13 protein-coding genes and 1 pseudogene are annotated in these 17,279 nt (G+C 72.1%); 7 read left to right on the forward strand and 7 right to left on the reverse strand.

Annotated features, from left to right (window positions below; all coding sequences use genetic code 11):
• Positions 1–11 precede the first annotated feature (11 nt).
• On the reverse strand, positions 12–1,535 hold the full coding sequence (locus tag E2C04_RS01165) for an SDR family NAD(P)-dependent oxidoreductase (RefSeq protein ID WP_170213477.1): 1,524 nt from the start codon (positions 1,533–1,535) through the stop codon (positions 12–14).
• Between the two features lie 110 nt (positions 1,536–1,645).
• On the opposite strand from E2C04_RS01165, the gene E2C04_RS01170 reads away from it, so the two are divergent.
• From E2C04_RS01170 to E2C04_RS19005, 4 genes and pseudogenes are all read left to right on the forward strand, one after another.
• Positions 1,646–2,803, forward strand: a complete 1,158-nt coding sequence (locus E2C04_RS01170) for a sensor histidine kinase (RefSeq protein WP_135831204.1) — start codon at positions 1,646–1,648, stop codon at positions 2,801–2,803.
• Between the two features lie 5 nt (positions 2,804–2,808).
• A complete protein-coding gene (locus E2C04_RS01175) occupies positions 2,809–3,519 on the forward strand; it encodes a response regulator (protein ID WP_135833599.1) in 711 nt (236 codons plus the stop codon).
• A 139-nt stretch (positions 3,520–3,658) separates the two neighbouring features.
• A pseudogene (locus E2C04_RS19000) lies at positions 3,659–4,378 on the forward strand (ABC transporter ATP-binding protein); the annotation flags it as partial.
• Between the two features lie 315 nt (positions 4,379–4,693).
• Positions 4,694–6,871, forward strand: coding sequence for an ABC transporter permease (locus E2C04_RS19005; RefSeq protein ID WP_338088852.1), 2,178 nt, complete (start codon positions 4,694–4,696; stop codon positions 6,869–6,871).
• Here the strand turns inward: E2C04_RS19005 and E2C04_RS01185 are convergent.
• Genes E2C04_RS01185 through E2C04_RS01195 form a run of 3 tightly spaced genes read right to left on the reverse strand, consistent with a single transcriptional unit; the run spans position 6,840 to position 10,678 of the window.
• Positions 6,840–8,885 carry an MFS transporter gene (locus tag E2C04_RS01185; protein ID WP_202977850.1) on the reverse strand — a complete coding sequence of 682 codons (2,046 nt, stop codon included), beginning with the start codon at positions 8,883–8,885 and terminating at the stop codon, positions 6,840–6,842. The two genes, E2C04_RS19005 and E2C04_RS01185, sit on opposite strands and share 32 nt — an antisense overlap.
• 30 nt (positions 8,886–8,915) lie before the next feature.
• A complete protein-coding gene (locus E2C04_RS01190) occupies positions 8,916–10,127 on the reverse strand; it encodes an aminotransferase class V-fold PLP-dependent enzyme (protein WP_135831206.1) in 1,212 nt (403 codons plus the stop codon).
• Complete coding sequence (locus tag E2C04_RS01195; protein ID WP_135831207.1) at positions 10,115–10,678, reverse strand: hypothetical protein; 564 nt, start codon at positions 10,676–10,678, stop codon at positions 10,115–10,117. Before E2C04_RS01195 ends, E2C04_RS01190 begins: the two co-directional genes overlap by 13 nt.
• A gap of 257 nt (positions 10,679–10,935) precedes the next feature.
• Between E2C04_RS01195 and E2C04_RS01200 the strand changes: the two genes are divergently transcribed.
• Positions 10,936–11,940, forward strand: coding sequence for a hypothetical protein (locus E2C04_RS01200; protein WP_135831208.1), 1,005 nt, complete (start codon positions 10,936–10,938; stop codon positions 11,938–11,940).
• Between the two features lie 95 nt (positions 11,941–12,035).
• Entirely contained in the window at positions 12,036–13,850 is a 1,815-nt protein-coding gene (locus E2C04_RS01205) for a DEAD/DEAH box helicase (protein WP_135831209.1), read from the forward strand.
• 128 nt (positions 13,851–13,978) lie between these two features.
• Here E2C04_RS01205 and E2C04_RS01210 read toward each other — a convergent pair whose 3' ends face one another.
• From E2C04_RS01210 to E2C04_RS01215, 3 genes are all read right to left on the reverse strand, one after another.
• Positions 13,979–14,575 (reverse strand): YceI family protein, encoded by a 597-nt coding sequence (locus E2C04_RS01210; RefSeq protein WP_135831210.1) that lies wholly within the window; start codon positions 14,573–14,575, stop codon positions 13,979–13,981.
• Between the two features lie 207 nt (positions 14,576–14,782).
• Entirely contained in the window at positions 14,783–14,923 is a 141-nt protein-coding gene (locus tag E2C04_RS17535) for a hypothetical protein (protein WP_158630549.1), read from the reverse strand.
• A 242-nt stretch (positions 14,924–15,165) separates the two neighbouring features.
• Complete coding sequence (locus E2C04_RS01215; protein ID WP_135831211.1) at positions 15,166–15,879, reverse strand: pirin family protein; 714 nt, start codon at positions 15,877–15,879, stop codon at positions 15,166–15,168.
• 17 nt (positions 15,880–15,896) lie between these two features.
• Between E2C04_RS01215 and E2C04_RS01220 the strand changes: the two genes are divergently transcribed.
• Positions 15,897–17,261 carry a family 1 glycosylhydrolase gene (locus tag E2C04_RS01220; protein WP_477529293.1) on the forward strand — a complete coding sequence of 455 codons (1,365 nt, stop codon included), beginning with the start codon at positions 15,897–15,899 and terminating at the stop codon, positions 17,259–17,261.
• Positions 17,262–17,279 lie beyond the last annotated feature (18 nt).

Raw genomic sequence — 17,279 nt, forward strand, 5'->3', positions numbered from 1 at the left:
GGGCGACGGACTCACCAGGGGCTGGGCTTGTAGTCCTTCACGAAGCAGCCGTAGATGTCCTCACCCTGCTCGCCCATCACGATCGGGTCGTAGACCCGCGCGGCGCCGTCGACCAGGTCGAGCGGCGCGTGCCACCCTTCGGCGGCGATCCGCAGCTTCTCGTGGTGCGGGCGCTCGTCGGTGATCCAGCCGGTGTCGACGGCGGTCATCAGGATGTGGTCGGTCTCGAACATCTCGCCCGACGACGTGCGCGTCATCATGTTGAGCGCGGCCTTCGCCATGTTGGTGTGCGGGTGGCCCGGGCCCTTGTAGCGACGGGAGAACTGGCCCTCCATCGCCGACACGTTGACGACGTACGACCGCTTCGACGGCGCCCGGCGCGCGGCCTCGGCCAGCGACGGGCGCAGGCGGCTGACCAGCAGGAACGGGGCGATCGAGTTGCACAGCTGCACCTCGAGGAGCTCCAGCGGGTCGACCTCGCCGACGGTCTGGGTCCACGAGTTGTTGGTCTGCACGTCGGGCAGCAGGCCACCGGCGTCCAGGGCGGTGCCGGCGACGTGGGCCTCGAGCGACGCCGAGCCCGCCTTCAGTGCGAGCGCGGTCAGCGACGCGGCGTTGTGGGCGGCCAGCGCCGACTCCGCCGACTCACCCTCGTGGTGGGCGACCGCCACGTCGGCCAGGGCGCCGGCGATCGCGGCCGGGTGCGCCTCGGAGATCCGGTCGAAGGCGACCATCTCCGGCAGCTCGATGTTGTTCGGGAGCGGAGCGAGCTCGCCCTCCTGCAGTGGGGCGTACGAGCCGGGCGTGCGGCGTACGGTCTGGCAGGCGTTGTTGATGAGGATGTCGAGCGGGCCGGCGGCGGCGACGTCGTCGGCCAGCGAGATCACCTGCGTGGGGTCGCGCAGGTCGATGCCGACCACCTTGAGACGGTGGATCCAGTCGCCCGAGTCCTCCATGGCGGAGAAGCGGCGCACCGCGTCCTTGGGGAAGCGCGTGGTGATCGTGGTGTGCGCGCCGTCGCGGAGCAGCCGCAGCGCGATGTACATGCCGATCTTGGCGCGACCGCCGGTGAGCAGCGCACGCCTGCCGGCGAGGTCGGTGCCCTGGTCGCGCTTGGCGTGGCTCATCGCCGCGCACTTCGGGCAGAGCCAGTGGTAGAACGCGTCGACGAGGGTGAAGTCCTCCTTGCAGATGTAGCAGCCACGCGCGGTGATCAGCTCACCTGCGAAGGCGCCCTTCGCCGTCGAGACCAGCGGGATGCCAGCGGTCTCGTCGTCGATCCGCATTGGCGACCCGGTCGCGGTCTTCTCGATGATCTCCTGGTCGTGACGGATCCGCTCCTGGCGGATCTCCGCGCGGCGCGACTTCTTCACGAGCTTGTACATGTACGACGCCTCGCGCTTCATCAGGCGTACGTCGGGGTGGTCGGGCCCCAGCGCCGGAAGGGCGCGGAGCACCTTGATCGCCGTCGCCAGCTCGTCGGGGTCGATCCCCTCGACGGTCGCGGTCGGGTCGGGGTCCAGCTGCTCGTTCACGGTCGGATTCTCCCACCGGTCGGGGTGTGGACCCGATTCCTCGTCCGCACGGGGCGGAGATCGTCCCGCAGGAGGACGCGCCCGCCCGTCGCTCCACCTACGATCAGCGCGTGGAACCCGTCGTGCCCTGGACCCTCGGCCCCCGCGCCCGGCGGTGGTTCGACGCGCTGCTGGTGCTCGGCCTGTGCGCCCTGGCCTCGGCTCACTTCCTCTCCGACGAGCCGCTCCCGGCCGCCGTCTCGCTCAGCCAGTTCATCCCGCTGTGGTGGCGTCGCAGCCACTCAGCCCTCGTCTTCGCCGTGGTCGCCGCGTCGAGCGCGGCGCAGGTCGTGGTGCTGGGCATGACCGACCCGATCGTCGGACAGCTGGCCTTCCCGATCGCCGCCTACTCGGTCGGTCGTTGGGGCGGGCGCTGGTCGCGGCCGTTCAGCCTGGTGGTCACCCTCTGCGCCTGCGTCGTCGCGGCCTGGGCGTGGACGAGCTGGACCGCCAGCGCCGACAACCGGCTCGACAACATGGTCGCCCCCGCGCTCTCCTGCGCGGGCGTGGCGGTCTCCTCGTGGGCGCTAGGCGTCGCCGGTGGCCAGCGCGACCGCTTCGTCCGCAGCCTCGTCGAGAGCGCCGAGCAGACCCGTCGGATGGCCGAGCGCGACGTCGCCCTGGCCGCCCAGGACGAGCGCGCCCGGATCGCCCGCGAGATGCACGACGTGGTCGCCCACGGCCTCTCCGTCATGGTGGTCCAGGCCGACGGCGCCCGCTACGCCGCGGCGCAGGACCCGGGCGTCGCCGTGCCTACCCTCGAGGCGATCGCCGACACCGGCCGCGCCTCGCTCGCCGAGATGCGCCGACTGCTCGGGCTGCTGCGGACCGAGGAGTCCGGCGTACGTCCGCAGCCGCGCCTCGACGACGTCGCGCACCTCGTCGAGGAGGCCAAGGCGGCCGGCATGCAGGTCGAGGCCACCCTGCCGGAGGAGTGGCCGAGCGTGCCCGACGGCGTCGGGCTGGCCGCCTACCGCGTGGTGCAGGAGGCACTCACCAACGTCCGCAAGCACGCCGGGCCGCAGGCCGCCGCCACACTGCGGGTCACCGTCGACGACGCCGTCCGGATCCAGGTCACCGACGACGGGCGCGGCGCAGCGAGCGGCCCCGGCAGCGGCGGTCACGGACTGGTCGGGATGCGCGAGCGCGTCGCCGTGCACGACGGTGCGATGAGCGCCGGGCCGGCGGTCGGCGGCGGCTGGACCGTCAGTGCGAGGATCCCCCTGTGAGTCAGATGGGGAGTCAGGCGGTGGGCCAGACGGCCGAGGGCGAGGCGATCCGGGTCTTCCTGGTCGACGACCAGCAGATGGTGCGCGCGGGCTTCAGGATGCTCGTCGACTCCCAGCCCGACATGGTCGTCGTCGGTGAGGCCGGCGACGGCGGCGAGGCGCTCGCCCAGCTCGCGGTGACCGCCACCGACGTCGTGCTGATGGACGTCCGGATGCCGCGGATGGACGGCGTCGAGGCCACCCGCCGACTCCTCGCCACGCCCGACGCTCCGCGCGTCATCGTGCTCACCACCTTCGACCTCGACGAGTACGCCTTCGCCGCGATCCGTGCCGGGGCGTCGGCCTTCCTGCTCAAGGACGCGACCCCGCCGGAGCTGCTCGGCGCGATCCGCTCGGTGCAGGCCGGCGACGCCGTCGTCGCCCCCAGCACCACGCGCCGCCTGCTCGACCACTTCGCGACGGCTCCCGAGCCCGGCGCGGTCGACGAGCCCGGCGACCGCACCGACGACGGCCGGCTCTCCGACCTCACCGAGCGCGAGGTCGAGGTGCTCGGGCTGATCGCCTGCGGCCTCTCCAACAACGAGATCGCCAGCCACCTCGTGGTCGCCGAGACCACGGTCAAGACCCACGTCGGGCGCCTGCTCGCCAAGACGGCGTCGCGCGACCGCGTACAGCTGGTCGTCCTCGCCTACGAGACCGGGCTCGTCACCCCCTGACCCGCTGAAGCAGTCGAGCGCCCGTCCTCCACGGGAGGACGCACGTCCACCCGTACGCCGCTGCGTACGACCGCAGGAGGACCTGCGGATCGGCCCGCGGTCCGACGCCCTCGCGGCCCGCGGCGACGAGGCTGGAGCCATGAGCACAGCCACCACCTCTTCCCCGTCCCCCACCCCCTCGGGTGCCGCGAACGACGGCGCCCTGGCCGCCCGCGTCACCGGCCTGACCAAGACCTACGGCCGCGGCGACAACGTCGTGCACGCCCTGCGCGGCGTCGACCTGCAGGTGCCGCGGGGGCGCTTCACCGCCATCATGGGCCCCTCGGGCTCCGGCAAGTCGACGCTGATGCACTGCATCGCCGGGCTCGACGCCGCCACCGCCGGCGAGGTGGAGGTCGCGGGTCGTCGGCTCACCGGCCTCGACGACACCGCGCTCACGCTCTTCCGCCGCGAGCACATCGGCTTCGTCTTCCAGGCCTTCAACCTGCTGCCGATGCTGACCGCCGGCCAGAACATCCTGCTCCCGCTCGAGCTGTCGGGCCGCGCGGTCGACCGCGAGCGCTACGACTCCGTCGTCGACCTGCTCGGCCTCGGTGACCGGATCGGCCACCGCCCCAGCGAGCTCTCCGGGGGCCAGCAGCAGCGCGTCGCCATCGCCCGCGCCCTGGTCGCCGACCCCGCGATCGTCTTCGCCGACGAGCCCACCGGCAACCTCGACTCCGACGCCAGCGCCGAGATCCTCGGCCACCTGCGCCGCAGCGTCCACGAGGGCGGGATGACCGTCGTCATGGTCACCCACGAGCTCGAGGCCGCGGCCTACGCCGACGACGTCGTCGTGCTGCACGACGGCGCCATCACCGCGCACCTCGTCGAGCCCGACGTCGACCAGCTCACCGCTGCGCTGCGCCGGGGTGGCGTGATGCGCACCGTCCTGCTCGCCTCGTTGAGGCACAACACCCGGCGCTACGTCGCCAGCGCGCTCGCCGTCATCATCGGCGTCGCCTTCATCGTCACCACCGAGGGACTGGCCGGCGCCCTGCGCAGCGGGATGACCGCCGACCTCGGCCAGCCCTACGCGGGCGTCGGCCACGTCGTCCAGGTCAGCAACACCGAGCAGGCCGACGCGCTGCTCGCCGCTGCCGAGAAGGGCGGCTTCGCCGCGCGGCCCGACGCCATGACGTGGACCGAGGTCACCTACGGTGACTCGCGCCGCGACGCCAGCGTCGGCACCGTCTCCACCGACCCGCAGCTGCAGTGGCAGACGCTGGTCGACGGCACCTTCCCGACGCGTGCCGGTGAGGCGCTGGTCGACGAGCGCGCGGCTGCGGCCGCCGACGTCGCCGTGGGCGACGAGGTCACGGTCGGGGGCGGCGGGAGCAGCAGCACCACCGTCACGGTCGTCGGCCTCGCCGCGCCCGCCGTCGGGGTGAGCAGCAACCTCTACCTCACCTGGCCCGACCTGCGCGGCTTCGAGCCGTACGTCGACGCGGTGCTCTGGGACGGACCCGTCGCGCAGGCCGAGCGCCTGAGCGAGGGCGGCGCGGTCCTGACCGCAGCCCAGCACGTCGCCGACCTCCAGGCCCAGGTCACCCTCGGTGTCGACGTCATCGCACTGCTCGTCTCCTTCTTCGCCGCCATCGCCATGGGCGTGGCCGTGCTCGTCATCGCCAACACCTTCGCGATCCTCTTCGCCCAGCGCGCCCGCGACTTCGCGCTGCTCCGCTGCGTCGGCGTCACCCGCGCCCAGCTGCGCCGCTCGATCCGGGCCGAGGCACTGGCGCTCGGCGTGGTCTCCTCCGTGCTCGGCCTCGCGATCGGCGTGGGCCTCTCCGTGGTCATCGCCGCCGTCGTCGGCGCCCGGTGGGACGAGTTCGGTGCGCCCGGCTTCCGCTGGTGGTGGGTCACCGGCGCCTTCGTCTTCGGCGTCCTGGTGAGCGTCGTCGCCGCTTGGCTGCCGACCCGTGCCGCCACCCGCGTCGCACCGCTGGCGGCGCTGCGCCCCAGCGAGATGTGGGACGCCAGCAGCAACGCCGGTCGCCTGCGCCTGGGCTCCGGCCTGGTCCTGCTGGCCGTCGGCAGCGTCCTGCTCGGTCGCGCCGTCCAGCTCAGCAGCGACGACGTCCAGCTGGTCCGGATGGTCGCCGGCGGCATGACCTTCTTCGTCGGCCTCCTGCTCCTCGGGCCCGTCGTCGTGCCGGCCCTGGTCCGCCTGGTCGGTCGCCTCGCCGCCCGCGGCCAGGGCGCCCTGGTGACCGCGCTCGCCGCCTCCAACGCGGTGCGCAACCCGCGGCGTACGGCCACCACCACCGCCTCCCTGATGGTGGGCGTCACCCTGACCGTGGCGATGGTGACCGGGCTCGGCGTCATCTCCGCCGCGCTGGACGCCGACAACGACCGCTCCTACCCGATCGACGCGATCGCGGTCGTCGAGGCCGGCAGCGCGCTGGACGACGCCGCCGTCGAGGCGGTGCGTGACCTCGACGAGGTCCGGGCTGCCCGGCCGATGGCCGGCGTGGTCGGCGTCCTGGCCGGCGCCGAGGTGCCGGTGGTGGAGTGGAGCGACGACCGCTCGGTCGTCCGGAGCACCGAGAACGACCCGTTCGGCTCGTCGGAGGCCGTCGTCGCCTGGTCGTTCGTGGAGACGCTGCCGGCTGCTGCCGCCGAGCGGCTCGACAGCGAGGGGCTGCTCGACGTACGCGTCGACGGCCGCCTGCGCCAGGTCACCGCCTCGATCAGCAGCGACTACGGCGACGTCATCACCGTCAAGCCCGAGACCTTCCGGGAGTGGGGCGTCGAGGACCAGCTGCAGACCCGTGCCGTCTGGGTGCGGGCGGCCGACGGCGCCGACCCCGGTGACCTCGAGACGGGTCTCTCGCGGGCCACGTCGGAGGTGCCGACGACGCTGGTCGTCGACTACGCCGAGCGGATCTGGATCGAGAAGCAGCTGACGGTGATCACCGCCGCGGTGATCGGCCTGCTGTCGATCGGGATCGTCATCGCCCTGATCGGCATCGTCAACACGCTCGGCCTCTCGGTGCTGGAGCGCACCCGGGAGAACGCCCTGCTCCGGGCGATGGGCCTGACCCGGCCGCAGCTGCGCCGGGTGCTCGCCGTCGAGGGAGCGCTCCTGGCCGGGGTGGCGTCGCTGCTCGGCGTCGCCGTCGGGATCCTCTTCGCGTGGGTGGGCGTGCACGTGGTCGTCGTCGGGATGGTCGAGCACACGTTCGCGGTGCCGGTCTGGCAGGTGCTCGGCATCCTGGTCGCGGCGCTCGCCTTCGGGGCCCTGGCCAGCGTGCTGCCGGCGCGTCGGGCCGCCCGGATCACTCCGGCCGAGGGCCTGACCCTCCAGTGACGGTGGTGCCGGCCTCGGTCAGGGGCTCGGGCAGGGGCTCGAGCTCGAGGTCGGCCACCACCGACTCGGCCATCACCTGGATCTTCTCGGCGTGCGCTGCCCCGGTGTCGGGCAGCGCCGCGGCGACCAGGTAGAGCGCCGGGGCGGGCAGCGGGAACTCGTAGCGGCCCGCCTCGTCGGTGGTGGTGTGGCCGGTGTGCTCGCCCGACCCGAGGAACATCGTCACCGTCGCGCCGGCCACCGGGGAGCCGGCGCAGGTGACGACGCCGCTGACGGTCAACCGGTCGTCGAGCGTGACCCGCAGCGGGGCGCAGCCGGCGGTGAGGTCGGTGACCGAGACCCGCGGCGCCCACCCGCGGGCGGTCGCCACCAGCAGGTAGCGGCCGTCGCGCGGGAAGGCCAGCGAGAAGTGGCCGTCGAAGTCGGGGCGGGCCCAGTCGACCTGCTGGCCGTCGGGGCAGGTGAGCACGACGGTGCCGAGCACGTGCTCGGGCTGGGCTCCGGCGGCCGGGGCGGCGAGCAGGATGCGACCGCGTACGACCTTCTCGGCGCCGCTGCCGGGCTGCGGCACCGCGCCACTGCGGGTCGGGATGAAGGCGGCGACGACCGCGGCCACCGCCGCGAAGACGCCGCAGAGCAGGAAGCCGACCGTGAAGGCGGTCGAGGTGGGGGCCAGCACCGCTTCGCCGTCGACGGTCGTCGCGGTGGAGAGCGAGGAGAAGATGGCGGCCGTGCCGGCGCTGGCCGCCGCCATGCCGACGGCCCGCATCAGCGAGTTGATGCCGTTGGCCGAGGCGGTCTCGGTGATCGGCACGGCCGACATGATCAGCGCCGGCATCGCGGCGAAGGCGATCGCGGCACCCAGCCCGCAGAGCGTCGAGACCACGACGACCGCGGTCAGCGAACCGTCGGCGATCGGGCGCAGGAAGTAGGACGCCGCCACGACGACCGCACCCAGGATCAGCGTCTGCCGGCCGCCGACCCGGTTGAGCATCCAGCCGGAGCCCGGCGCGAAGGCCACCATCGCCAGGCCCGAGGGCGCCATCAGCAGGCCGGCCGTCATCACCGAGACGCCGAAGCCGTGGCCCGACGAGGCGGGCGCCTCGACCATCGGGATGGTCAGCAGGCCGTTGGCCATCATCCCGACGGTGACCAGCACCGACGCCACGTTGGTGAGCAGCACCGGACGGCTGGCCGCGGTGCGCAGGTCGACCATCGGCTCGCTGCGCCGCAGCTGCATCGGCACCCAGGCGGTGAAGACCAGGACGCTGACGACCAGCAGCCCCAGCGTGGTGCTCGAGCCCCAGCCCCACGACGCGCCCTTGGAGATGACCAGCATCAGTGCGGTGAGGGCCGCCGAGAGCACGACCGCCCCGACCAGGTCGAAGTTGCCGGGGTTGCGCACCGGCGACTCGGGCACGACCAGCACGACGGCGGCCAGGATGGTGGCGGTGACGGCCGCCGAGACCCAGAAGAGTGAGGCCCAGCCGGCCTGCTCGTAGAGGAAGCCCGACAGCGGCAGCCCCAGGGCGCCGCCGATGCCGAGGGTGGCGCTCATCAGCGCGATGCCGAAGCCCACCCGCTCGGGCGGCAGCTCGTCGCGCAGCACCGAGATGCCGATCGGGATCACCGCCGCGGCCAGCCCCTGCAGGGCCCGGCCGACCATGGCCGCGACCAGGCTGGTGGTCAGCGCGAGCAGCAACGAGCCGACCACCATCACCGAGAGCGCCAGCACGATCATCCGGCGCTTGCCGTGCATGTCGGCCAGCTTGGTGACGATCGGGGTGGCCACCGCTCCGGTCAGCAGGGTGATGGTCAGCAGCCACGACGCGGTGTCGGCGGAGGTGTCGAAGATCTGCGGCATGTCGGGCACCAGCGGCACCACGAGCGTCTGCTGCAGCGCGACCGCCATGCCGGCCGCCGCGAGCACCCCGATGACCAGGCCGGCCGAGGGCTGGCGCTCCTCGGTCGGCCGGGCGGCAGGCGGGGAGGTCGGGGAGGGGGTCTGGCTCACCTCAGCGTTGTACCAGACCCGGGCGACAGGTCAGCGGGTCAGCGCCCGGTCGAGCCCGGTGAGCAGCACGTCGACCTCGTCCCAGTCCATCGCCCACGGCGAGAGCCGCAGGATGTCGCCGCGCACGATCACGTGGAAGTGCTCCTCGCGCAGCCCCGCCAGGATCGTGGCGAGCCGCTCGGGGCCCGGGCGCAGCGCGATGATCGGGCTGACCGGGTCGACCACCGTCGGCACCGGGTGCAGGTCGTGGCTGTCGAGCAGCGACACGATCTCGGCGCGCACGTCCAGGGCCGCGCGCTGCACCCGCTCCACGCCGACCGCCGTCATCGCCCGGGCGGCCGCGCCGGTGGTGACGGCCCCGAGCAGCGGCGGGGTGCCGGCCTCCAGCAGCCCCACGTCGGTGCGCAGCGGCACCGCCGGGTCGAACCAGATCGCGGCCTCCGCCGCGGCGGCGATGTCGATGCTGGCCGCGCCGTACGCCGGCGGCGTGAGCTGGCGGACCAGCTCGGGCGTGAAGGTGGCCACCGCGACGCCGACCGGGCCGAGCAGCCACTTGTGCGCCGAGGCGTACGCCGCGTCGGCGAGCGCCACCGCCTGGGTGACGTCGGCGATGCCCAGGTGCTGGCTGAGGTCGACGAGGAGCAGGGCACCGACGGCGTCGCAGGCCTCGCGCAGGGCGTACAGGTCGGTCGCGGAGCCGTCGAAGCTCTGGATCGACGAGACGGTGACGACCTTGGTGCGATCGTCGACCTGCTCCAGCAGCAGCGCGGTGTCCCACGGGCTGTCGAGCGGGGGTTGCACCCGCACCAGTTCGGCGCCGGTCTCCATCGCGCGCACCTGCCAGGCGCGGACGTTGGAGCCGTACTCGACGTCCCAGGTCAGCACCTGGTCGCCGGCCTCGAGGTCGATCGAGCGCGACAGGGTGGTGACGACGCTGCTCACGCTGGGCTGGAAGGAGAGCAGCGAGGGGAAGGTGCCCATCAGCTCCGCGACCTGGGCGCGGGCACCGGCGTACAGCTCGAGGAGCGTGTCGCGGCCCGAGTAGCCACCGCGGTGGTGCGCGTCGAGCAGGTACGACATGGTCTCGTACGCCGCGACGCCCAGCGGCCCGGCGCCGGCGACGTTGAGCTGGCGCGGCAGGTTGGTTGCGCCGACCATGGCGCGCACGGCCTGCAGGTCGCCGGTCGCCCCGAGCGCCGGGTCCGGTGCCACGTCGTCGGCGGCCCGGTTCAGTCGCTCCACGTGCCTGCAGCCTCCAGGGTCGCCCGCACTTGGCGCAGGGCCTGCGGGTCGGGGGTGAGGTCGACGTACGAGGTGGTGCGGCCGACGACGTCGCCGTCACCGATCGCGGCCTCGTAGTCCACGCGTACGAGGCCGGGATGGCGGTGGGCGAGGCGGGCGGCGACCAGCGTCATCGTCAGGTCGACGGCGTGCGGGTCGCGCACCGGACGCTGGTGGCGCATGGAGTGGTCGCGCACCCACACCTCGAAGCTCTTCTGCTCGAGCCCGGCGAGCCAGTGGGTGTGGATGACGACGAGCTGGCCGGCCATCCGGAAGCAGGTCGGGGCGGTGAGGTGGAAGCCGCCCACGTCCTCGGGCGAGACGCCGAAGGAGTCGAGGCGCAGCATGCCGCGCACGGCGGTGGGCGTGAGGGAGATCGAGGTGAGGGAGAAGCGGTCCTGGTGGACGCCGTCGGTCAGGTAGTCCGACATGAGTGGCGCGACGGCGGTGAGGTCGGTCTCGGGGGTCGACGAGCGCGGCTTGGGCACGGTGATGGGGGCGAAGATCGTCACGTGGGTCCTCGGCTGACGGGGGCGACGGCTGGCGGCGGGAACGCTAGTGAACGGGCGGATCGTCGGGCATCACCGCTTTCGGTGACCTGACGCCCTGCGGAGTGACCCCGGCCACACAAAATCGGGTATGAACGGCCTCGCTTTCCGGGCTCGGCTCCCCCTATTGTGATGAGGAACGCAGTCCGGGACGTCGGGGCGGCGTACTCGGGGAGCTGCTTCGGTCCTTCTCGCGTGGCGGGAGATAGACGGACGGGGGAATGGTGGATCACGAGACCAGTGGCGCGCCTGCGCCGGAGGCGGTGCCGGTCGTGCCGGCCGCTCCGTCGGTCGCGCCCGCCCGTCGCGGCGCCGACGTGGCTCGTGGGGAGGTCTCCGACTTCGCCCACGAGTTCCGCCACGCGCTGGCGGCCCGCCGGTCCTCACTGCGCGGTCTCTCCCTCTCGCTGCAGCACCGCGACCTCCACGTCAGCACGCCGCGGCTGGCCGCCTGGCGCTCGGGCACGATCGTGCCGGCGGGTCCCGAGGACCTCCGTGCCGCCCGCGCCCTCGAGGACGTGCTCGAGCTGCCGGCGGGCCACCTGACGCGCTGGATCGACCCGACGGGGACCCCGCAGCGGTCGGCACGGCATACGGGCGCCCTCGCGGCTGCCCCTGCGACTCCCTTGGCCGGTGAGCTGGCGATGCTCTCGTCGTCGGAGCAGCGGGCCCGCACGGCGCTGGGCTTCGAGCGCAGCGGCCTGCTCACCGAGCGCGCGGTCGAGGTCGAGCTGGTCATCGACGAGCACGGCACCGAGCGTCACATCACCCAGTGCACCGAGTGGGTGGCCCAGGAGGACGGCGTCGACACCTTCCCCTCCGTGCTGGCGGTGCCCACGCCCGTGCGCGGTCGCAGCCGCATCGAGCCGTTGGGCGGCTGCCGCCTCGGGCCCTCGTACGTCGACCTCGCCGAGGGCGTCTTCGCCACGGCCCTGGTGCTCCCCGCGCCGCTGATGGCGGGCGAGACGGCCACCACCGTGCACCGCACCCACCTGCCCGAGGACATCACCCCCGACGTGGTCTACGAGCACCGGGTGCTGCACCGGGTCGAGCGGGTCGAGGTGCGCGTGCGCTTCGAGCCGACCTGTGCGCCGACGTCGTGGCGCGGCCACAGTCGTACGGAGGAGCAGGAGCGGGGCAGCGACGTCGTGCCCGTCGACGGGGTGGCCCGGGTGGCCCGCGACGACTTCGGACCGGGCACCGTGGGGCTGCGCTGGTCCTGGTGAGTGCGGCACCGTGATTGTGCGCGCGGTTGCGTGGTGACGGATGTCGCGCGCCCGACAAATCTTGCCGTGGCCGGGCAGAGGACTACCGTGGAGGCATGAGTGACTCTGCGCCGGACCCTGCCCTCGACGACAAGGGAGGCGAGAAGGGCCTCACCTTCTCCGAGCTCGGGTTGGACCCGAAGGTCCTGAAGGCCATCACCGAGGTGGGCTACGAGACCCCGTCGCCGATCCAGGCCGCGACCATCCCGTCGCTGCTCGAGGGTCGCGACGTCGTCGGCCTGGCGCAGACCGGAACCGGCAAGACCGCCGCCTTCGCGCTGCCGATCCTCTCCAACCTCGACCTGTCGCAGAAGACGCCGCAGGCCCTCGTGCTCGCCCCGACCCGTGAGCTCGCGCTCCAGGTCTCGGAGGCGTTCGAGCGCTACTCCTCGAAGCAGCCCGGCGTCCGCGTCCTCCCCGTCTACGGCGGCCAGGGCTACGGCGTCCAGCTCTCCGCGCTGCGTCGCGGCGTGCACGTCGTCGTCGGCACCCCCGGTCGCATCATGGACCACCTCGAGAAGGGCACGCTCGACCTGAGCGAGCTCCGCTTCCTGGTGCTCGACGAGGCCGACGAGATGCTGAAGATGGGCTTCGCCGAGGACGTCGAGACGATCCTCGCCGACACCCCGGACACCAAGCAGGTCGCGCTCTTCTCCGCGACCATGCCGGCGCAGATCCGCCGCATCTCCAAGCAGCACCTCGACAACCCCGTCGAGGTCACGATGAAGACCAAGACGACCACGTCGGCCAACATCACCCAGCGCTACCTGATGGTCAGCTACCCGCAGAAGGTCGACGCGCTGACCCGCATCCTCGAGGTCGAGAACTTCGAGGGGATGATCATCTTCGTCCGCACCAAGCAGATCACCGAGGTGCTGGCCGAGAAGCTGCGCGCCCGGGGCTACAACGCCGCCGCCATCAACGGCGACGTCGCGCAGAACCAGCGCGAGCGCACGATCAACCAGCTGCGTGACGCCAAGCTCGACATCCTGGTCGCCACCGACGTCGCCGCCCGCGGCCTCGACGTCGAGCGGATCAGCCACGTCGTCAACTTCGACATCCCCACCGACACCGAGTCGTACGTCCACCGCATCGGCCGCACCGGTCGCGCGGGCCGTACCGGCGACTCGATCGCCTTCGTCACCCCGCGTGAGCGCCACCTGCTGCGCGCCATCGAGAAGGCGACGCGCCAGCCGCTCACCCAGATGCAGCTGCCGAGCGTCGACGACGTCAACCAGACGCGCCTGTCGCGCTTCGACGACGCCATCACCGAGGCGCTGACCGAGACCGAGAAGATCGAGTTCTTCCGCGACGTGGTCAAGCACTACGTCAACGAGTACGACGTCCCGGAGGTCGACGTGGCTGCCGCGCTCGTCTCGGTGATGCAGAAGGACCAGCCGCTGCTGCTCGACCCGAAGCAGGAGATCCTCCACACGCCGCGCGAGCGTGACGACCGTGGTGACCGCCCCGACCGCGGTGGTCGCCACGACCGCGGCGCCCGCCCGGACCGCGCGCCCCGCCAGCAGCGCGGCGACCTGGTGACCTACCGGATCTCCGTCGGCAAGCGCCACAAGGTCGAGCCCCGCCAGATCGTCGGCGCGCTCGCCAACGAGGGTGGCCTGGGTCGCAGCGACTTCGGCCGCATCGAGATCCGCATGGACCACTCGCTCGTCGACCTGCCTGCCGACCTCCCGGCCGGCGCGTGGGACGCCCTGAAGGAGACCCGCATCTCCGGCAAGCTCATCGAGCTGGCCAAGGACACCGGCCCGAAGCGCGACGGTGGCTACAAGAAGCGCGAGGGCGGCTACGAGCCCCGGAGCAAGTCGTACACCGACAAGCCCTACAGCAAGAAGCCGCGCCACAAGGACTGAGTCCTGACGGTCACCTGAGCCCGGTCCGCCTCGTGCGGGCCGGGCTCAGGTGCATTCCGGTGGGGCCACCCGAAATGACTGCGACCCCCCGGACGAACCGGCGAGGTCGAGGTCTTCAGCAGACGGGATCAGGCGTTCTTGATCGCCGAGATGTCGAAGTCGAGCTTGATCTTCTCGGAGACGAGGACGCCGCCGGTCTCGAGCGCGGCGTTCCAGGTGAGGTCCCAGTCCTTGCGGTTGATCGAGGTGGAGCCCTCGAAGCCGATGCGGGTGTTGCCGAAGGGGTCCTGCGCGGAGCCGGTCTCCTCGAAGACGATGGTGACGGGCTTGGTGACGTCCTTGATGGTCAGGTCGCCGGTGATCTCCCAGTCGGTGCCGTCGCGCTGCACGTCGGTCGACTTGAAGGTGATCGTGGGGTACTTCTCGGCATCGAAGAAGTCGGCCGACTTGAGGTGGCCGTCGCGGTCCTCGGTGCCGGTGTCGATGCTCGCGGTCTGGATGGTGACGGTGACCGAGGAGTTCGACGGGGTGGCGGTGTCGACGACGGCGTTGCCCTCGAAGGCGCCGAACTGGCCGCGGACGGTGGTGACCATCGCGTGGCGGGCCGAGAAGCCGAGGCGCGAGTGCGTCGGGTCGATCGTGTAGGTGCCGGAGAGGTCCCCGACGGAGTGGGTGGGGGCGTCGAAGGTGGGCTCGTCGGACTTGCTGCGCTTGAAGAAGTTCATGGTGGTCTCCCTGAGTCGTGGTGCTTCGAGTCGGTGATCTTTGTTCAAAGTTCAACTAGGTAACAGCATGGCAGCCACGCTTCATTCCATCAAGTTATGTGACCTGCGTCACGCCACGCCAGACGACTGCTCGTGCTCGCGGCGCACGAAAGAGCCCCGCACCCAGGTGGGTGCGGGGCTCGGGGCCTGGCGTCAGGGCCTGACGCGTCAGGCGGTGAGCTTCGTGTCGGCGTGTGCGGAGTGCGGGGTGAGCCAGCGCGCCTCCATGTGGACGCGGCCGTCGTGGTCCCGGACCGGCACCCACAGCATCTCGACCCGACGGGCGCGGTTCTTCTTCGCGTCGACCATGGGACACCTCCTGTTCACTTTCTGTTCACCTAAGGTACCAGTCACCACTGGGGCCCACAAGAAGGAGCGCAGAAGTGGTGCTTCCTCCACGCGACGGAGGGAGAAGTGGCTCCGTCCACCACTGGCGCACCACCACCGGGGTCTGGACACGCAGCAGGCCCTTGCTGCATGGGGTCAGCAAGGGCCTGCGACGCGAACTCTACTGAGCGGGCGCCGACCCGCGCGGCGGGTCTGCGAACCCTTTACCCCGACTTCCCAGCCCTAAACGTCCAGAGCAGGACCTCGGTCTCCGGTGCCACGCGCAGCGTCATCTCGACCTCGTCGGCGTCGGTGATCCGTGCGGCGTCACCGGCGCCGAGCTCGACCTCGCCGTCGGGCGTACGCAGCGTCGCCGCACCGGAAGCGACGAAGAGGTGGTGCATGCCGCAGACCGGCACGTCGTGGGTCTCCTCAGGGTCCGGCGAGCCGGCCCACAGGGTCGCCCCCGCGGTGCCGATCGGCACCTGGGCGCCCTCGCCGGCGACCGGCACCAACCGGTCGGAGCGCATCCCCGAGGCCACGAAGCGGGCCGGTGGCCCGTCGGGCTCGTCGGGCACGAGCCAGGTCTGCACGAAGCGCGTCGGCTCGGGGGAGGTGTCGGCGAGCTCGGAGTGCCGGATCCCGCTGCCCGCCGACTGCACCTGCAGGGTCCCGGCCGCCAGCATCGAGCGGTGGCCGAGCGAGTCGGTGTGCACCAGCTGGCCGTGCAGCACCCACGTCACCAGCTCGATGCAGGAGTGGGAGTGCTCCTCGAAACCAGCGCCCCAGGAGAGCCGGTGGTCGTCGTGCGCGCGCATCGGGCCGAAGGCCAGGTTGGCGGGATCGTAGTGGTCGCCGAACGAGAACGAGTGGTGGGTCACCCGTTCTGCCGACGATGTCGTGTTCCTTTCGGATCCCCGGTACACGCTGATGTGCATGGGGCTATCGTCGCCGCGTGGCGGAGGCAGGATCAACCCGGGGTGCCGGTGAGTTTCCCTTGTTCCCGGCGGGTTTCCGTCTGGGTACGGGGTTGTCGGCCTACCCGTCCGAGGGTTCGGTGACTGCTGACGGCCGTGGCCCGAGCGTCTGGGACACCTTCGTCCGCACCCCCGGGGCCACCGCCGACGGCGCCACCGGCGACGTCGCCGCCGACGCCTACCGCCGCATCGAGTGCGACGTCGAGCTGCTGCGTACGTTGGGCGTGCGCGCCCACCGCTTCTCGCTGTCGTGGTCGCGCGTCCTGCCGCAGGGCCGTGGCCAGGTCAACGCCGCCGGACTCGACCACTACGACCGTCTGGTCGACCTGCTCCTCTCCGCCGGCATCGAGCCGATGGTGACGCTGCACCACTTCGACCTGCCGCAGTCGCTCTCCGACGACGGCGGTTGGCTCAACCGCGCCACCGCCGACGCCTTCGGGGAGTACGCCGGTGTGGTCGCCGAGCGCCTGGCCGACCGGGTGGCGCACTGGGTGCCGATCAACGACCCCAACGTGGCCACCGTGCTCGGCTACGGGCTCGGGGCCCACGCGCCCGGCCTGCGCCTCGGCCTGGACTGCATCTTTGCCGCGCACCACATGCTGCTCGCCCACGGGCTCGGCGCGATGGCCCTGCGCCAGGCCGGCGCGCAGAGCGTCGGGTGCGCCACCAACCACGCCCCGATCTGGCCGGCCAGCGACGAGCCGGAGGACACCGGCAGCTCCAAGCTCTTCGACATGCTGTGGAACGCCTGCTTCACCGAGCCGATGCTGCTGGGCCGCTACCCGACCGGGATCGACCAGGTGCTCGGCGACGTGCTCCACCCGGGCGACCTCTCCACGATCCGCCAGCCGCTGGACTTCTACGGCGTCAACTTCTACAACCCGATCCGGATCGGGATCTCGCCCGACGACCACGACATGCCGTTCACGGCCCGCGAGGTCGTCGGCTACCCGCAGACCGACGTCGGCTGGCCGATCGTGCCGGACTCGCTGCGGGAGTGGCTGATCACCTTCCGAGCGGCTACGCGCCGCGCTCCCGCCGCTGGTGGTCACCGAGTCGGGCATGGCCGACAACACCGGCCCCGACGAGCACGGCGTCATCGACGACAGCCGTCGGGTCGACTACCTCGCCACCTACCTGCAGGCGCTCTCCGAGGCGGTCAACCGCGGCGTCGACGTGCAGGCGTACTACCACCAGTCCTTCCTCGACAGTTCAACTGGGCCGACGGCTTCACGCAGCACTACGGACTGGTCCACGTCGACCCGGAGACCCAGGAGCGCACCCCGAAGCGCTCGTTCGACTGGTACAGGGCGTTGATCGCCTCCCAGCCCGCCGACCGCTGACCGTCCACCGGCTCGCGG

The organism is Nocardioides daphniae (assembly GCF_004777465.1).
Taxonomy (GTDB): domain Bacteria; phylum Actinomycetota; class Actinomycetes; order Propionibacteriales; family Nocardioidaceae; genus Nocardioides; species Nocardioides daphniae.

What these genes read in the sequence shown, in the direction of transcription:
- E2C04_RS01175 (WP_135833599.1), top strand. Translation starts at nt 2,809, where the DNA reads ATGGGGAGTCAGGCGGTGGGCCAGACGGCCGAGGGCGAGGCGATCCGG.
- E2C04_RS19005 (WP_338088852.1), top strand. Translation starts at nt 4,694, where the DNA reads ATGACGTGGACCGAGGTCACCTACGGTGACTCGCGCCGCGACGCCAGC.
- E2C04_RS01200 (WP_135831208.1), top strand. Translation starts at nt 10,936, where the DNA reads ATGGTGGATCACGAGACCAGTGGCGCGCCTGCGCCGGAGGCGGTGCCG.
- E2C04_RS01205 (WP_135831209.1), top strand. Translation starts at nt 12,036, where the DNA reads ATGAGTGACTCTGCGCCGGACCCTGCCCTCGACGACAAGGGAGGCGAG.
- E2C04_RS01210 (WP_135831210.1), bottom strand. Translation starts at nt 14,575, where the DNA reads ATGAACTTCTTCAAGCGCAGCAAGTCCGACGAGCCCACCTTCGACGCC.
- E2C04_RS17535 (WP_158630549.1), bottom strand. Translation starts at nt 14,923, where the DNA reads ATGGTCGACGCGAAGAAGAACCGCGCCCGTCGGGTCGAGATGCTGTGG.
- E2C04_RS01215 (WP_135831211.1), bottom strand. Translation starts at nt 15,879, where the DNA reads ATGCACATCAGCGTGTACCGGGGATCCGAAAGGAACACGACATCGTCG.